A 16084-nucleotide genomic window follows, 5' to 3' on the forward strand; every position below is an offset into this window, starting at 1 on the left:
CTACTGGAGCGCGTGCGCCATCGCGACGACGATCGGGCCCAGCAGCGGCAGGACGACGTTCGAGAAGGCGTAGACGATCGTGTAGGCCATGAGCGGCGTCGCGTTGCCCGCCGCGGCCTGGACCGCCGTGACGCCCGGCGTCGAGCACTGCTGGCCCGTGACCGAGCCGAGCGTGAGCGGCGCCGGGAGCTTCATGACCTTCCAGGCCACGAACAGCGAGACGAACGCCGGGATCGCGGTCATCGCGATGCCCGCGATCGGCAGGCCGATCCCGAACTCCTTGACCAGTTCGACCGCCTGCGGGCCGGACGAGAGCCCGACCGCGCAGATGAACGTGGCGAGGCCCAGCGTCTTGATGACGTCGGCGGCCCCTGAGTCGTACTGCCCGAACGTGGGCCGCTTCGAGCGGATCCACCCGAACAGCAGGCCCGCGAGCAGGCAGCCGCCGCCGGTGCCGAGCGTCAGCGGGATCGTCCCCACCGTCCACACCAGCATGCCGATGAGGAAGCCGAGCACCACGCCCACGGCGATGAAGACCATGTCGAAGGTGACCTTCGGGTCGACCCGGAAGCCGATCTTCGGGATCGCGCGCTCCATGTCCCGCGCCGCGCCCGAGATCCGCACGGTGTCGCCGCGCTGGATCAGCGTCTCCGGCTGCACCGGCAGCTCGTGGTCGCCGCGGGTGATCCGCTGGAGGAACACGCCGCGGCGCTCCTCCGCGAAGTCCCGCCGGATGTCGGCGAGCGTCGAGGACTTGTAGTCCTTGCGGGTCACCACCACGTCGGCGAGGTCGAGGTTCATCGCCATCGACTCGTCGAGGTCGACCTCCGCGCCGATGCGCGGCGTCGACCCGGCCAGGGCCTCGCGGCGGCCGACCACGAGGATGCGGTCCCCCTCGGCCAGCCGCAGGTCCTGGGACAGCGGCAGCGCCGCCCCTTGGCGCGAGACCTCCTCCACGGAGACCTCGCCGAGGTCGCTCTGGAGCTCCCCGACGGTGCGCCCGGCGGCCGCGGTGACGCGGTACTCGCGGCCCACGACGGCCGGCGCCGCGGGCGCGGCGGTGGCCTCGTCGGCGGCCCCGCCGAGCTTCTTCCACAGCTTCGCCGCCTCCTCGCGCAGGTCGATCCGCATGATGAGCGGGAAGAACTGGCTGGAGAGCAGCACGATCGTGATGAGACCGCAGATGTAGGAGATCGAGTACGCGGTGCCGACGTTGGCCTGGAGCGTCGCGATCCGGTCGGCCGACAGGTCGAGGCGCCCGATCGCGTCGGTCGCGGTGCCGACCGCGGCCGACTCGGTGGCGCCGCCGGCCAGGAGCCCCGCGGCCGTGCCCTCGTCGAGGTTCATGACGAGGATCGCGACCGCGGTGATCGCCAGGACCGAGACGACCTCGATGCCGGTGAAGGTCGCGTACCGCAGGCTCTTGCGGTTGAGGCTGGCGAAGAACGTCGGCCCCGAGATGTAGCCGAGGGTGAAGATGAACAGCGCGAACGCGATCGTCTTCACCTGGTCGTTCAGCGTGATGTCGGCGAACATGCCCAGGAAGATCGCCACGATGAGCGTCCCGGCGACGCCGCCGAGCGAGATCTTCCAGATCCGGACCTTCCCCACCGCGAAGCCCAGTGCCAGGCACACGAACAGCGCGATCTCGGGCGTGTCCGAGAGGGTCTGCTTGATCCAGTCCATGCCGCGCTACCTCCTGCTCGCCTGGAACGCCTCGTGGTACTCGTCCCCGATGCGGCGCAGCGCGGCGCCGATGCGCTTGTAGGCGTCCATGCGCAGGTTCGCCATGCTCACGCGCACCGACCACTCCGGACCGTCGAAGCCCCCGCCGTTGAGTAGGACCACCGACTCCTCCTGCGCCAGGCGGAAGACCGGGTCCACCGGCTCGTAGTTCGCCTGCATCCAGTCGGCGAACTCCGGGCCCCAGGTGCGCCGCGCCCAGTTGAGGAGGTCGAGCTCGACGTAGTAGTGCGCGGCCTCGGGGTCGTCGGGGTAGGGCACGTCCAGGCCCTCCACGAGCTGCTTGAGGCGGCGGGCGATGACGGCGCGGCAGTCGCGCTTGTACGCGCCCTCCGCGTCGGTGAGGCAGTGGAGCGAGAACAGGACCATCTGGACCTGCTGCGGGGTCGACAGGCCCGCGGTGTGGTTGAGCGCGACGTCGCGCGAGTCGGCCACGATGCGGTCGATGAACTTGAGCTTCTCGGGCTCCAGCGTGATCGACGCGTACCGCTCGCGCAGGGCCGCGGTGCGGGTCTCCTCCAGAGCGGCGATGCGCTGGTCGAAGACGTTGTCCTTGGCGATGGCGATGACGCCCAGGCGCCACCCGGTGCAGCCGAAGTACTTCGAGAACGAGTACACGCCGATGGTGTTGGCCGCCTGGCTCGACATGAGCGAGGTGAAGCCCTCGGTGAACGTGCCGTACACGTCGTCGGTGATGATCGTCAGGCCCGGGTTGTCGTTCGCGACGATCCCGCGGATGCGCTCCAGGGTGGCCTCGGCGAGCTTGACCGACGGCGGGTTCGACGGGTTGACCAGGAACAGCGCCTTGATCGACGGGTCCTTGAGCTTGTCGATCTCCTCGTCCGGGTACTGCCAGGTGTGGATGCCCTCGGCGGTGTCCTTGGACGCCTCCAGGGAGACGATGTCGAACGCGTAGCGGTCGAGCAGCGGGATCTCCAGGTAGGGCGTGAAGATCGGGACCATGAGCGCGATCCGGTCGCCGCGGTGGAGCAGGCCGTTGACCTGCGCGGAGTCGAACAGGTAGCACATGGCGGCGGTGCCGCCCTCGACCGCGTAGAGGTCCCAGCCGCCCTTCGGCGCGCCGCCCATCTCGGCGTCGAGGTAGGCGTGGACGACCTGCTCGGCGTGGACGAGCATCCGGTCGGGGACCGGGTAGTGGTCGCCGATGATCGCGTCGGCGAGCTCGCCGACCCAGGCGTCGGCCTCGAAGCCGAGGACGTCGGTGCCGTGGGCGACGTAGGCCGCCAGCGCGCTCGCGCCGGGCGCGTCGGCGTTGGACTTGAGGTAGTCGTCGAGGCGCTGGGCGATGCCGTCGCTCTGGGGCATGCCGCCGAAGCTCTCGAACTCGTCCCAGTCGCGGCGGGTCTCGGTGACCGCGAACTGGCCGAGGAGGAAGAACGCGTCGCGCGGGGCGGTGGCGGTCCAGTTGGGGTTGCCGCGGCCGGCGTTGACCATGGCGAGGGCGTTGGCCTTCTCGTTCTCTCCGGCGAGCTCGATGAGCCGGTTCTTGAGTTCGAAGGGGCTGAGCCCTTCGAGGCGGCGTTCTTCGTCGCGGTCGACGGTCATGGCGGTTCCCTTTCGGATGAGCGTGCGTTCAGGCGAGGACGGCCACGATGACCGCGCCCCAGATCGTCAGCAGGACGTTGCCGATGGCGTACGGGATCGTGTAGCCGAGGACGGGGATCTGGCTCTTGGCGGTGTCGGTGATGGCGCCGATGGACGCGGTGGTGGTGTTGGCGCCGGCGGTGATGCCGAGGTTGACCGGGACCGGGATCTTGAAGAGCCACTTGCCGAGGTACATGGTGAGGACCATCGGCAGGAGGGTGACGACGAGGCCGGCGAAGACGAGGCTGAGTCCTTCGGACTTGACGCCGGAGATGAAGTCGGGGCCGGCCATGATGCCGACGATGCCGACGAACATGCAGAGGCCGCCGGTGGAGAGCATCCAGTTGGCGGCGGGCGGGAACTGGCCGAAGGTGGGCGACTTGGCGCGGAGCCAGCCGAAGACGAGGCCCATGATGAGGGCGCCGCCGGAGGTGGTGAGGCCGATGTCGGCGCCGGCGACGGCGATGGTGGGGACGCCGATGAGGGCGCCGACGACGATGCCGAAGCCGACGTAGCTCATGTCGGTGGCGTCCTTGGCGCGGTTCGGGTAGCCGAGGTCGCCGGAGACGGCCTCGACTTCGTCCTTGCCGCCTTGGACGGTGATCTCGTCGCCGCCGTGGATGACGGTGGCGTCGCTCCAGGGGATCTCCTGGCCGCCGCGGACCACTTTGGTGACGAACAGGCGCGGGGCGTGCTCGGCGAAGGCGGGTCCGATCTGCTGGCCGGCGAGCTTCTTGCTGGTGATGACGATGGGGAGGGTCTCGACGCGGTAGTCGAGGAGTTCTTCGTCGTCGACCTCCTCGCCCCACTGGTCGACGCTGAGGGCGACGAGGTCGGGGCGGCGGGCGGCGAGGGTGACGACGTCGCCGGTCTCGAGGACGGTGGCGGGTTTGACCTTCTGGACGGTGGTGCCGCGGCGGAGGTCGTGGAACATGATGCGGTGTCCGAGGTCGAGGGCGCGCTGTTCGAGGTCGCCGACGGTGCGGCCGACGACGGAGCCGCCGGTGACGCGGTAGGAGCGGCGGACGACGGAGTAGTAGGCGGGGCCGATGCCGGGTTCCTTGGCGACCCCGAGCCGCTGCTCCATGGCGTGGGCGTCGGCGGCGAGGCTCTTGGAGCCGAGCATGCGGGGGGCGATGGTGGAGAGGAAGAACGCGGCGGCGGCGGTGCCGAAGAGGTAGCAGACGGCGTAGCCGACGGCGACCTGCGACTCCATCTCCTTGATGTCGTCGGCGCTGAGGCCGGGGAGGGCGGCGATGGCGGAGTCGGCGACGCCGATGACGGCGGACTGGGTGAGGCCGCCGGCGAGGAGGCCGGCGCCCCAGCCGGGGCCGTAGCCCAGGGCCTTGGCGAGGGCGATGACGACGAGGAGGCCGAAGACGCAGTTGATGACGGCGAGGAGGACCTGCTTGAGGCCGTCGCCTTTGAGTCCGGCGAAGAACTGGGGGCCGACGTTGTAGCCGAGGGCGAAGAGGAAGGCGACGAAGGCGACGGTCTTGACGAGGTCGGGGATGTCGATGCCGGTGAAGACGATGCCGACGAGGACGCCGGCGAGGAGGGTGCCGGTGACGGGGCCGAGGGCGATGCCCTTGATCTTGAGCTTGCCGACGAGGAAGCCGAGGCCGAGCGCGAGGAAGATCGCGATCTCGGGGTGCGCGACGAGCGAGTCCTCAAGCCAGTTCCACACCGTGACCCCCGAATGACCGACAGTAGTCAGGTGAATCTACTGGAAAGGCGGGGCCTCCTCATCCGATTCGCGGCTTCACGGTCGCCCCATGTTGCAGCATTGAAAACTTTCTTCACATCGTTGACAAGTCAAGAAGTGTTCCGTCATGCTGTCCGGTACATTCCAGGACCCGCCGCGCCCCGGCGCCCGCGGGCGATCCTGGCGCCCGGAACCGAAAAGCGAGGACCTGCACCCCGATGAATCCCCATGCCATGACGCGGCGGTTCCTCGCCGCCGCGGCCGCGCTCCTGATGTCGGCCGGAGCGCTGGCCGTCGCCGCGCCGAGCGCCGCGGCCCAAGAGGACGAGACCGACTCCCTGCTCATCGCCACGAGCCAGGAGGTCGACACCTTCAACCCCTTCAAGCGGCGCTTCGTCATCACCTACAACACCAGCATCATGACGTACGAGACGCTCGTGCGCATGGGCACCGACTACGAGCCGGTGCCGGGTCTGGCGACCGAGTGGGAGGAGTCCGCGGACGGTCTCACCTGGACGTTCCAGATCCGCGAAGGCGCGAAGTGGTCGGACGGCGAGCCGCTGACGGCCCAGGACGTGGCCTACACGTACGGCCTGCTCATCGAGAACCAGGCCATCCGCGACTGGAACATCGACTTCGCCGGGAACCTGGTGAGCGCCGAGGCCCCCGACGACACCACGTTCGTGCTCACGCTCGCCCAGCCGTCCCCGTGGGACGTGCTCACCCGCGAGGTGTTCATCGTCCCCGAGCACGTCTGGTCGGAGTTCCCCGACCCGTCGGCCGACGACGCGAACGAGCTGCCGCTGGTGGGCTCGGGCCCGTTCCAGGTGGCCGAGTACGCGACCGACGAGTTCATCCGGCTCGAGGCCAACGAGGAGTACTGGGACGGCGCGCCCGGCTTCGACGAGGTGGTCTTCGACTACTACGCCGAGAACGACGCCGCCGTGGCCGCGCTCGAAGCGGGCGAGGTCGACATCGTCAGCGGCCTGAACCCGGCCCAGATCGGGGCGCTGGAGGGCCAGGACGGGATCACCGTCAACAACGCCCAGGGCCGCCGGTACGTCTCCCTCACCATCAACTACAACTCGGTGACGCAGGACGGCACCGAGTTCGGGAACGGGCACCCCGCGCTCAAGGACCCGGTCGTCAGGCAGGCCATGCACATGGCGATCGACAAGCAGGCCCTCGTGGACACCGTCCTCGACGGCAACGGCCAGCCCGCGACCTCGATCATCCCCACTATCTTCGAGCAGTACCACTGGGACGGCGGCGACCAGCTCCTCGGCTTCGACATCGCGGGCGCCAACGCCCTCCTCGACGAGGCCGGGTACGTGCGCGGCGACGACGGCATCCGGACCATGCCCGGCACCGGCGAGCGCCTGAGCTTCCGGTTCTACCAGCACGCCGACAACACCGACTACGCCACGATCGTGCAGTTCGTGTCCGAGTGGTGGGCCGAGCTGGGCCTGGAGATCAAGCCCGAGGCCATCGAGCAGGGGAGCCTGAACGACCTGGCGTACCTGGGCGAGTTCGACATCGCGTTCTCGGGCTGGGGCGTGGGCCCGAACCCGACCGAGCAGCTGGGCATGCACACGTGCGCGGTGCTCCCGACCCTCACCGACGGGTCGGAGCGGTCGAGCGAGAACAACTACTGCAACGCCGAGTTCGACGCGCTCCACGAGCAGCAGAAGGTCGAGTCCGACCCCGACGCGCGCGCCGAGCTGGTGCGCCAGCAGCAGGCGCTCATGTACGCCGACACCCCCGTGATCTACCTGTACTACCAGAACACGCTGGAGGCGTACAACAGCGACAAGATCTCCGGCATGGTGCTCCAGCCCAGCGAGGGCGGCATGATCACCGGCCAGCAGGGCTACGCGTGGGCGTACGTGACGGCGCAGCCGGCCGGCGGCGCCGAGGACGAGGGCACCCCGGTGTGGGTGTGGATCGCCGTGGCCGCCGCGGTCGTGGTGGTCGTCGCCGGCGGCGCCGTGTTCGCGCTGCGGCGCAGGAAGACGGCGGACGAGCGCGAATGACGGCCGACGGTCCGACACCCGCGGGCGGGGCTCCGGCCCCGTCCGCGGGGCGCCGCCCGGGCAGCGCCGCCCGCGAGCGCGGCTCCAGCGGCTTCGGGCGCTACCTCTTCAAGCACGTCAGCGGCGCCGCGGTGTCGCTCCTGCTGGTGCTGTTCTCGTCGTTCTTCATCTTCCGGCTCATCGCCGGGGACCCGATCGACCAGCTCACCAAGGAGCGGCCCGTCTCGCCGGAGGAGCGCGCCGCGCTCCGGGCCGAACTCGGCCTCGACCGGCCCATGTGGCAGCAGTTCTGGGACTACATCACCGGCACGCTCACGATGGACCTCGGCGACTCGTTCCAGTACCGGCGCCCGATCTTCGACCTCATCGTCGAGCGGCTGCCGGCCACGATCCTGCTCTCGGGCACCGGCATGGTCCTGGCGGTCCTGCTCGGCTTCTGGATCGGGACCCGCTCGGGCTGGAAGCAGGGCAGCCGCTTCGACCGCGGGCACGTGGCGACCGGCCTGCTCCTGTACTCGGCGCCGACGTTCTGGCTCGGCATGATCGTCATCCTGGTCTTCGCCCGGTACCTGGGCCTCTTCCCCGTCAACGGGATGCGCTCGCCGAGCACGCCGCCGGAGTTCTGGCCGCAGGCGCTCGACATCGCGCACCACCTGGTGCTGCCGGTGCTCACGTACACGGCGGTCGTGTACGCCGGGTACCTCATGATCATGCGGTCGTCCATCCTGGACGAGATCGGGAACGACTACCTCACCACCGCGCGGGCCAAGGGCCTGCGCGACGACCAGGTGCGCGACCGGCACGCGGTGCCCAACGCGCTGCTGCCCACGGTGACCCTGGTGTTCCTCGCGATCGGCGGGGTCGTCAACGGCTCCATCGTGACCGAGACGGTCTTCTCCTGGCCGGGCCTGGGGAGCCTGTTCGTGCAGGCGATCTTCTACCCCGACCGGCCGGTCCTCCAGGCGCTGTTCGTGCTGTTCTCGGCCTCGACCATCCTCGCGGTGCTCGCCGCCGAGGTCCTCTACTGGTTCATCGACCCACGGATTCGGAAGTCATGACGGCATCCCCAACCCCGCCCCCGCCCCTGGCGGCCTCGCCGCGGCGCGCGCGGCGCCAGCTCGCCCGGTCGCGCCGGCGGCAGTCGTTCCTGCGGTCCTGGGCCGCCTACCGGGCCCAGCGGACCGGCATGATCGGGCTGGTCCTCCTGGGCGTCATCGTGGTCCTCGCGCTCGCGGCCCCGGTGCTGGTCGACGAGTCCGCGCTCTCGGTCACGCAGGCGACCGGCGGGCGCATGGAGCCGCCGAGCGCGGCGTTCCCGCTCGGCACCGACGAGGTCGGCCGCTCGATCCTGGCCCTGACGCTGTGGGGCTCGCGGCTCTCGCTCCTCATCGGGCTCACCGCCACGGTGGTCGCCATCGTCATCGGCACGACCGTGGGGGTCACCAGCGGCCACGTGGGCGGCTGGTACGGATGGTTCGCGCTGCGGATCTCCGACTGGTTCATGGTGCTGCCGAGCCTGGTCGTGGCCATCGCGCTCCTCGCGGTGCTCGGCCGGAGCATGGGCACGACCATCGCCGTCATCGCGCTCGTGTCGTGGTCGGGCACGACCCGGCTGGTGCGGGCGCAGACGCTCACCGTCCAGTCCCGGCCCTACCTGGAGCGCGCCAGAGCGCTGGGCGCCGGGCACTGGCACCAGATGACCAAGCACATCCTGCCGAACGTCCTCCCCCTCGTGCTCGCCAGCGCGACGCTGCTGGTGCCCTCGGCGATCCTCATGGAGTCCTCGCTCGCGTGGCTGGGCCTGGGCGACCCGAACGTGGTGTCGTGGGGGTCGATCCTCAACCGCGCCAGCGACAACGGCGCGGTGTCGGCGCACGCGTGGTGGTACCTGCTGCCGCCGGGCCTGGCGATCCTCATCGTGGTGCTCGCGTTCATGATGTGCGGGCGGGCCCTGGAGGCCGTGTTCAACCCGAGGCTGCGAGGTGAGCCCTCATGACGCTCCTGGAGTTCCGGGACGTGCACGTCACGTACACCGGGTCGCGGGGCCGCATCCCGGCCGTGCGCGGCGTGGACCTGAAGGTGGAGGCCGGGACGACCGTGGGCATCGCGGGCGAGTCGGGCTGCGGCAAGTCGACGCTGGCGATGGCGGTGCTGCGGCTGCTGCCGAAGTCCGCGGAGGTGCGCGGGGAGATCCTGCTCGACGGCGAGGACCTGCTCCGGATGGGGTGGGGCCGGCTGCGGGCGGTGCGGTGGACGGGCGCGTCGATCGTGTTCCAGGGGGCGATGCACTCGCTCAACGCGGTGCAGCGGATCGGGCGGCAGGTGGCCGAGCCGATGCTGGTGCACGACAAGGACTTGAGCCCCGCGGCGGCCGCGAAGCGGGCCGAGGGCCTGCTGGAGCGGGTGGGGCTGCCGCCCTCGCGGACGCGCAGCTACCCGCACGAGCTGTCGGGCGGGCAGCGCCAGCGCGTGATGATCGCGATGGCGCTCGCGTGCGACCCCGACCTCATCATCGCCGACGAGGCGACGACGGCCCTCGACGTGATGGTGCAGGCCCAAGTGCTGCAGCTGATCTCGGGCCTGGTGTCGGAGCGGGGCGTGGGCATGGTGATGATCAGCCACGACCTGTCGGTGCTGTCGGCGGTGTGCGACACCGCGGCGGTCATGTACGCGGGCCGGATCGTGGAGCAGGGGCCGGCGCACGAGGTGTTCGCGCAGGCGCGGCACCCGTACTCGGCGGCGCTGGGGGCCGCGTTCCCGGTCATCGGGGACCCGGCGGCGCGGCTGCGGCCGGGGGGCCTGGCGGGCGACCCGCCGGACCCGGCGCGGCTGCCGGAGGGCTGCTCGTTCCGGCCGCGGTGCGCGGTGTCGGTGGAGCGGTGCGGCGAGGAGTCGCCGGAGCTGCTGCGGATCGAGGGCGCGCGGTCGAGCGCGTGCTTCGTGGCCCAGGAAGGGGAGCCCGTTGTCATCGGTTGAGGCGCGAGTGGACGCGGTGGCGGACAAGGTCCTGACGGCCCGGGGCCTGCGGGTCGCGTTCGGGCTGCCGGGCGGGAGGACCGCGCGGGCCGTGGACGGGGTGGACCTGGACGTGGCGCCCGGCGAGATCGTCGCCCTGGCCGGGGAGTCCGGCTGCGGGAAGACGACGCTGGCGCGCACGCTGCTGGGCCTGGAGAAGGCCACGAGCGGGGAGGTCGCGTTCGGCGGGGTGCCGCTGGGGCGCTCGTCGAAGGCGCTCAAGGCGTACCGGCGGCAGGTGCAGCTGGTGCTCCAGGACCCGTCGGGGGCGCTGAACCCGCGGCACACCGTGTACGACGCGGTGGCCGAGGGGCTGCGCATCCACGGGATCGGCGACGACGAGCCGGGGCGGGTCGCGGACGCGCTCGCGCGGGCGGGGCTGCGGCCGCCGGAGCGGTTCTTCCTGGCGTACCCGCACGAGCTGTCGGGCGGGCAGCGCCAGCGCGTGGTCATCGCGGGGGCGCTGGTGCTGGAGCCGAGCATCCTCGTGGCGGACGAGCCGGTGGCGTCGCTGGACGCGTCGGTGCGCGGGGAGATCCTGTCGCTCCTGCTGCGGCTCAAGGAGGACGCGGGGCTCGGGGCGCTGGTCATCACGCACGACCTGGGTCTGGCGTGGAGCATCGCGGACCGGATCGCGATCATGTACCTGGGGCGGATCGTGGAGCAGGGGCCGGTGGAGCAGGTGCTCACCGACCCGCGGCACCCGTACACACGGGCGCTGGTGTCGGTGCTGCCAGGGTCGTTGGAGAGAGCGCAGTCTCCTGTCGCGGAGCCGATCGTGCTGGCGGGCGAGCTGCCGGACGCCTCGCGCATCCCGGGCGGGTGCCGGTTCCGGCCGCGCTGCCAGGAGGTGGCGTCGGGGAACGCGCTGGCGGTGCTGGGGCAGTGCGAGGGCGAGGACCCGGCGCTGGACGCGGAGGCGCACGCGGCCGCGTGCCACCTCGTGCATGCGAGGATGGCGGCGTGAAGATCCTCATCAGCGCCGACATGGAGGGCGCGACGGGTGTCACCTGCCCGGCGGACGTGCTGCCGGGCGGGCCGGGCTGGGAGCGGATGCGGCCGGTGTTCACCGGTGACGTGAACGCGGCGGTCCAGGGCCTGTTCATGCAGGGCGCGGACGCGGTGGTGGTGAACGAGGCCCACTGGTCGATGCGCAACCTGCTGCTGGAGCGCCTGGACGCGCGGGCGGCGATGATCACCGGCCGCCACAAGGACCTGTCCATGATGGAGGGCGTGCAGCACGGGGACGTCGACGGCGTGGTGTTCCTGGGGTACCACGCGGGGGCCGGGTCCGAAGGGGTGCTGGCGCACACGTACCTGGCGAACTCGGTCACGGGCGTGTGGCTCGACGGGGTGCGCGCGAGCGAGGGCCGCCTGAACGCGGCGGTGGCCGCCGAGTTCGGGGTCCCGGTCATCATGGTGATCGGCGACGACAAGACGATCGAGGACGCGGAGGGCTATGCGCCCGAGGCGGTCGGCGTCCGGGTGAAGACGTGCGTGTCGCGGTACGCGGCGCTGTGCGACCCGCCGGAGGTCACGGCCGAGGCGATCGCGGCGGGGGCCGCAGCGGCGGCGTCGCTCGCGGTCAGGCGTGAACCGGTCGTGACCGAGCACCGGGTGGAGGTCGAGTTCGACGCCGACCACCTGGCGCGCGCGGCGACGGTGGTCCCGGGCGTGGAGGTGTGCGGGGAGCGTCGCATCGGGTACGACTCCCCGACGATGTACGAGGCGATCCGCTGCTTCAAGGCGGTCACGACGCTGGCGAGCGCGGCGATGGAGGAGGAGTATGGCTGACGGTCGGGCACTCGAGGAGGTCGTGGCGTTCACGCGGGACCTGATCCGGATCGACACGACCAACCGGGGCGGGGGCGAGGGGAACGAGCGCGGGGCCGCCGAGTACGCGGCCGCGAAGCTCGCCGAGGCAGGCTTGGAGCCGGTGGTCGTGGAGAAGGCCCCGAACCGGTCGAACGTGGTGGCGCGGCTGGAGGGCACCGACCCGTCGGCGCCGGCGCTGCTGGTCCACGGGCACCTGGACGTGGTGCCGGCCGAGGCCGCCGACTGGACCGTGGACCCGTTCTCGGGTGAGATCGACGACGACGGGATGCTGTGGGGCCGCGGGGCGATCGACATGAAGGGCATGGACGCGATGATGCTCGCGGCGGCCCGGTCGTGGGCGCGCGAGGGCGTGCGGCCGCGGCGGTCGATCGTGTTCGCGTTCGTCGCCGACGAGGAGGCCAGCGCCGAGTACGGGTCGCGGTTCCTCGCCGAGCAGCACGCGGACCTGTTCGCGGGCTGCACCGAGGGCGTCTCGGAGTCGGGCGGGTTCACGTTCCACAGCGGCGGCATGCGGATCTACCCGATCGCCGCGGGCGAGCGGGGCACGGCGTGGCTGGAGCTGACCGCGCGCGGCCGGGCCGGGCACGGGTCGAAGAAGAGCCCGGACAACGCGGTGGTGAAGCTCGCGGCGGCGGTGGCGCGGATCGGCGCGCACGAGTGGCCGCTGCGGGTCACGCCCGTGGTGGAGGCGGCGGTGACGGAGCTGGCGGCGCTGCACGGCGTCGAGCCCGACTTCGCGGACCTGTCGGGCCTGGGCGAGGCGGCGCAGCTGGTCGAGGCGACCCTGCGCAACAGCGCGAACCCGACGGTCCTGGAGGCGGGCTACAAGGTGAACGTGGTGCCCGAGCACGCCCGCGCCGAGGTGGACGGCCGGGTGGTGCCCGGCGGCGACGCCGAGTTCGAGGCGACCATGGACGAGCTGTGCGGGCCGGACGTGGCGTGGCGGTACGCGCACCGGGACCGGCCGCTGACGGCGCCGGTGGACTCGCCGACGTTCGCGGCGATGCGCGCGGCGGTGAAGAAGTACGACCCGGAGGGGCACCCGGTGCCGTTCTGCATGTCGGGCGGGACCGACGCGAAGCAGTTCTCGCGCCTGGGGATCACCGGGTACGGGTTCTCGCCGCTGGCGCTGCCGCCCGAGTTCGGGTACGGGAAGCTCGCGCACGGCGTGGACGAGCGGGTCCCGGTCGAGGGGCTCCGGTTCGGCCTGCGGGTCCTGGACGACTTCCTGCTCAACGCTTAGGAGACGACGTGAAGCGAACCCCGTACGGCGCCTGGGACTCCCCCATCGGCACGGACCTGGTCGCCGCCTCGGACGGCAGGCCGGGGTTCCTCGGCGCCGTCGGCGGCGAGCTGTGGTGGACCGAGCCGCGCCCGTCCGAGGGAGGGCGGCGGGCCCTGGTGCGGCGCAAGGAGGACGGCACCACCGAGACGGTGCTGGCGGCGCCGTGGAACGTGCGCAGCCGGGTCCACGAGTACGGCGGCCGCCCGTGGGCGGGCGCGATCTCCGACGATGGCGACCCGATCGTGGTCTTCGCGAACTACGCCGACCAGCGCCTGTACGTGCACCTGCCCGAGCGCTGGGACGAGCCGCTGCCGGTGACGCCGGCGCCGGCGGTCCCGGGGGCGCTGCGGTGGTCGGAGCCCGTGATCGACCTGGAGCGGTTCGAGGCGTGGGCGGTCCTGGAGGAGCACACCGGGCCGAACCCGACCGACGTGCGGCGCGTGATCGCCGCGGTGGACCTGACCCGCTACGGGGACGACGCGAAGGTCCGCGAGCTCACCGACGACGCGTACCGGTTCCTCGCCTGCCCCCGGATCAGCCCGAGCGGCGGCGGGATCGCGTGGATCGCCTGGAACCACCCGCACATGCCGTGGGACGAGACCGAGCTGCGGGTCGCCGAGATCACCGCCGACGGGGAGCTGGCCGAGGCCCGCACCGTCACCGGGGGCGGCGGCGAGTCGATCGCGCAGGTCGAGTGGACCCGCGACGACACGCTCGTGTTCGCCGGGGACCGCACCGGCTGGTGGAACCTGCACTGGATCGACCCGCACACCGGCGAGCGCGGGGCGGTCCTGGAGGCCGAGGCCGAGTTCGCAGGTCCCCTGTGGACGCTCGGGTCGCAGTGGTTCCAGATCCTCGCCAGCGGCGACATCGCCGCCGTCCACGGCAAGGGCGAAGGGCGCCTGGGGATCTTCGACGCGTGGGAGCGGCGGATGAACCTCGTCGAGGGCCCGTGGACGGACTGGGCGCCGGGGCTCGCCGCGCTCGGCGACACCGTGTACGGCCTGGCCGCGAGCCCGCACACCGGCTACGAGGTGGTCGAGGTCGACTCCCGCACCGGCGCCGCGAAGGTGGTGGCCGCCGAGCACGTGGACCGGGTCGACCCCGCGTACCTGCCGGTGCCGCAGGACCGGGTGTTCACCGGTCCGGGCGGGCGCGAGATCCACGCCCACGTCTACCCGCCGCGCAACCCGCTCCACGAAGGGCCCGAGGGCGAGCGGCCCCCGTACGCCGTGTGGGTCCACGGCGGGCCCACCAGCGGCGTGCGGGCCGTGCTCGACATGGAGCTGGCGTACTTCACGTCCCGGGGCATCGGCGTCGTGGAGGTGAACTACGGCGGGTCGACCGGGTACGGGCGGGCCTACCGGGAGCGGCTGCGCGAGGCGTGGGGCGAGGTCGACGTCGAGGACTGCGCGGCGGTCGCCAGGGCGCTCGCGGCCTCGGGCGAGGCGGACGCGGGGCGGATCGCGATCCGCGGCGGCAGCGCCGGGGGCTGGACCTCCGCGGCGTCGCTCGCCTCCCCTGCGGCGCAGGGGGTGTACGCGTGCGCGGTGGTGAAGTACCCGATCCTGGACCTGTCGCTGTGGAGCGGCGACGACACGCACGACTTCGAGTCCCAGTACGTGTACTCGCTCGTGGGCGGGCCGGAGGTGCTGGAGGAGCGGTCGGTCGAGCGGTCCCCGGTGCACCACGCCGGGCGGATCGAGGTCCCGTTCCTGCTCCTCCAGGGCCTGGAGGACGAGATCTGCCCGCCCGCGCAGGCCGAGCTGCTGCTGGAGCGCATCGCGGGCCGCGGGGTGCCGCACGCGTACCGGACCTACGAGGGCGAGCAGCACGGGTTCCGGCGGGCCGAGACCATCGCCGACGCCGTGCTCGCCGAGCACGCCCTGTACGCGGAGGTCTTCGGGTTCGAGGGGCCCGGCTTCGACCTGGGGCTGGCGCCGTGACCCCGCTGCACCGGCCGCGCCGGCTCGTCCCCGGCGACCGGGTCGCCGTCGTCTCCCCCGCCGGGCCGACCCCGCCCGCGAACCTCGAAGCGGGACTGGGGGTCCTGCGCTCGTGGGGTCTGGAGCCGGTCCTGGCGCCGCACGCGGCGGCGCAGGGCGCGTACCTGGCCGGGAGCGACGCCGAGCGGGCCGCGGACTTCGAGGCCGCGTGGGCCGACCCGTCGTTCGCGGCCGTGGTCTGCGCGAGGGGCGGCTACGGGGCGCAGCGGATGCTCGACCGCGTCGACTGGGTCCGCCTGCGCGGGGCCGAGCCGAAGGCGTTCGTCGGCTTCAGCGACATCACCGCCGTGCACGAGGCGATCGCGCTCAACCTCGGCACCGCCACGGTCCACGGCCCCATGCCGGGCTGGTCGGCGTTCGTCGCCGACGCGGCGATGCGCGAGCACCTGCGGCTGACGCTGTTCGAGCCCGAACGCGTGCAGACGCTCGCGCCGCCGGGCGCGAAGGCGATCGTCGGCGGGACGGCGGAAGGCGTGACCGTGGGCGGGACGCTGACGCTGCTGGCCTCGGGGATCGGCACCGCCGAGCACCGGGAGAGCCTCTCGGGAGCCCTGCTGCTCCTGGAGGACGTCGGGGAGGCGCCGTACCGGCTCGACCGGGCCCTGACGCAGCTGCTGCGGGCCGGATGGTTCGACGGGGTCGCCGGGGTGGTCCTCGGATCGTGGACCGACTGCGGGCCCGAGGCGGAGGTCCGGGCCCTGTTCGAGGACCTCCTCGGGGGCCTCGGCGTGCCGGTGGCGTGGGACTTCGGGTTCGGGCACTGCCCCGGTTCACTCTCGGTGCCGTTGGGGCTCAAAGGGGTCCTCGACGCCGACGCCGGGACGCTCCAGTTCGGAGCCCCCGCGCTGCGCTGAGG

At 72.1% G+C, this 16084-nt stretch carries 12 protein-coding genes; 9 read left to right on the forward strand and 3 right to left on the reverse strand.

Going from position 1 to position 16084, the window contains the following annotated elements:
- The 3 genes from aspT (BLS99_RS12800) to aspT (BLS99_RS12810) are packed head-to-tail and all read right to left on the reverse strand — an operon-like array spanning window position 1 to window position 5035.
- Complete coding sequence (gene aspT / locus BLS99_RS12800) at window positions 1-1686, reverse strand: aspartate-alanine antiporter (protein ID WP_091049907.1); 1686 nt, start codon at window positions 1684-1686, stop codon at window positions 1-3.
- 6 nt (window positions 1687-1692) lie between these two features.
- Window positions 1693-3309, reverse strand: a complete 1617-nt coding sequence (locus BLS99_RS12805) for an aspartate 4-decarboxylase (RefSeq protein WP_091049910.1) — start codon at window positions 3307-3309, stop codon at window positions 1693-1695.
- 28 nt (window positions 3310-3337) lie between these two features.
- Window positions 3338-5035, reverse strand: coding sequence for an aspartate-alanine antiporter (gene aspT, locus BLS99_RS12810; RefSeq protein ID WP_091049913.1), 1698 nt, complete (start codon window positions 5033-5035; stop codon window positions 3338-3340).
- Between the two features lie 236 nt (window positions 5036-5271).
- On the opposite strand from aspT (BLS99_RS12810), the gene BLS99_RS12815 reads away from it, so the two are divergent.
- From BLS99_RS12815 to BLS99_RS12855, 9 genes are read left to right on the forward strand one after another with little or no spacing between them, the layout of a single operon-like run.
- The gene (locus BLS99_RS12815; RefSeq protein ID WP_091049917.1) at window positions 5272-7086 is read left to right on the forward strand and encodes an ABC transporter substrate-binding protein; all 1815 of its coding nucleotides are present in this window, start codon (window positions 5272-5274) and stop codon (window positions 7084-7086) included.
- On the forward strand, window positions 7083-8144 hold the full coding sequence (locus BLS99_RS12820; protein ID WP_091049921.1) for an ABC transporter permease: 1062 nt from the start codon (window positions 7083-7085) through the stop codon (window positions 8142-8144). The genes BLS99_RS12815 and BLS99_RS12820 overlap by 4 nt, the downstream gene beginning before the upstream one ends.
- On the forward strand, window positions 8141-9082 hold the full coding sequence (locus BLS99_RS12825; RefSeq protein ID WP_091049924.1) for an ABC transporter permease: 942 nt from the start codon (window positions 8141-8143) through the stop codon (window positions 9080-9082). The genes BLS99_RS12820 and BLS99_RS12825 overlap by 4 nt, the downstream gene beginning before the upstream one ends.
- The gene (locus BLS99_RS12830; RefSeq protein ID WP_091049928.1) at window positions 9079-10062 is read left to right on the forward strand and encodes an ABC transporter ATP-binding protein; all 984 of its coding nucleotides are present in this window, start codon (window positions 9079-9081) and stop codon (window positions 10060-10062) included. Before BLS99_RS12825 ends, BLS99_RS12830 begins: the two co-directional genes overlap by 4 nt.
- Entirely contained in the window at window positions 10049-11068 is a 1020-nt protein-coding gene (locus BLS99_RS12835; RefSeq protein WP_245712243.1) for an ABC transporter ATP-binding protein, read from the forward strand. Before BLS99_RS12830 ends, BLS99_RS12835 begins: the two co-directional genes overlap by 14 nt.
- A complete protein-coding gene (locus BLS99_RS12840; RefSeq protein ID WP_091049934.1) occupies window positions 11065-11895 on the forward strand; it encodes a M55 family metallopeptidase in 831 nt (276 codons plus the stop codon). The genes BLS99_RS12835 and BLS99_RS12840 overlap by 4 nt, the downstream gene beginning before the upstream one ends.
- The gene (locus BLS99_RS12845) at window positions 11888-13180 is read left to right on the forward strand and encodes a M20/M25/M40 family metallo-hydrolase (RefSeq protein WP_091049936.1); all 1293 of its coding nucleotides are present in this window, start codon (window positions 11888-11890) and stop codon (window positions 13178-13180) included. Before BLS99_RS12840 ends, BLS99_RS12845 begins: the two co-directional genes overlap by 8 nt.
- 8 nt (window positions 13181-13188) lie before the next feature.
- Window positions 13189-15168: a S9 family peptidase gene (locus tag BLS99_RS12850; protein WP_091049938.1), complete on the forward strand. Its 1980-nt coding sequence runs from the start codon at window positions 13189-13191 to the stop codon at window positions 15166-15168.
- Window positions 15165-16082: a S66 peptidase family protein gene (locus BLS99_RS12855; protein ID WP_218126462.1), complete on the forward strand. Its 918-nt coding sequence runs from the start codon at window positions 15165-15167 to the stop codon at window positions 16080-16082. Before BLS99_RS12850 ends, BLS99_RS12855 begins: the two co-directional genes overlap by 4 nt.
- Window positions 16083-16084 lie beyond the last annotated feature (2 nt).

This window comes from Glycomyces sambucus, from assembly GCF_900102815.1.
Classification (GTDB): Bacteria; Actinomycetota; Actinomycetes; order Mycobacteriales; family Micromonosporaceae; genus Glycomyces; species Glycomyces sambucus.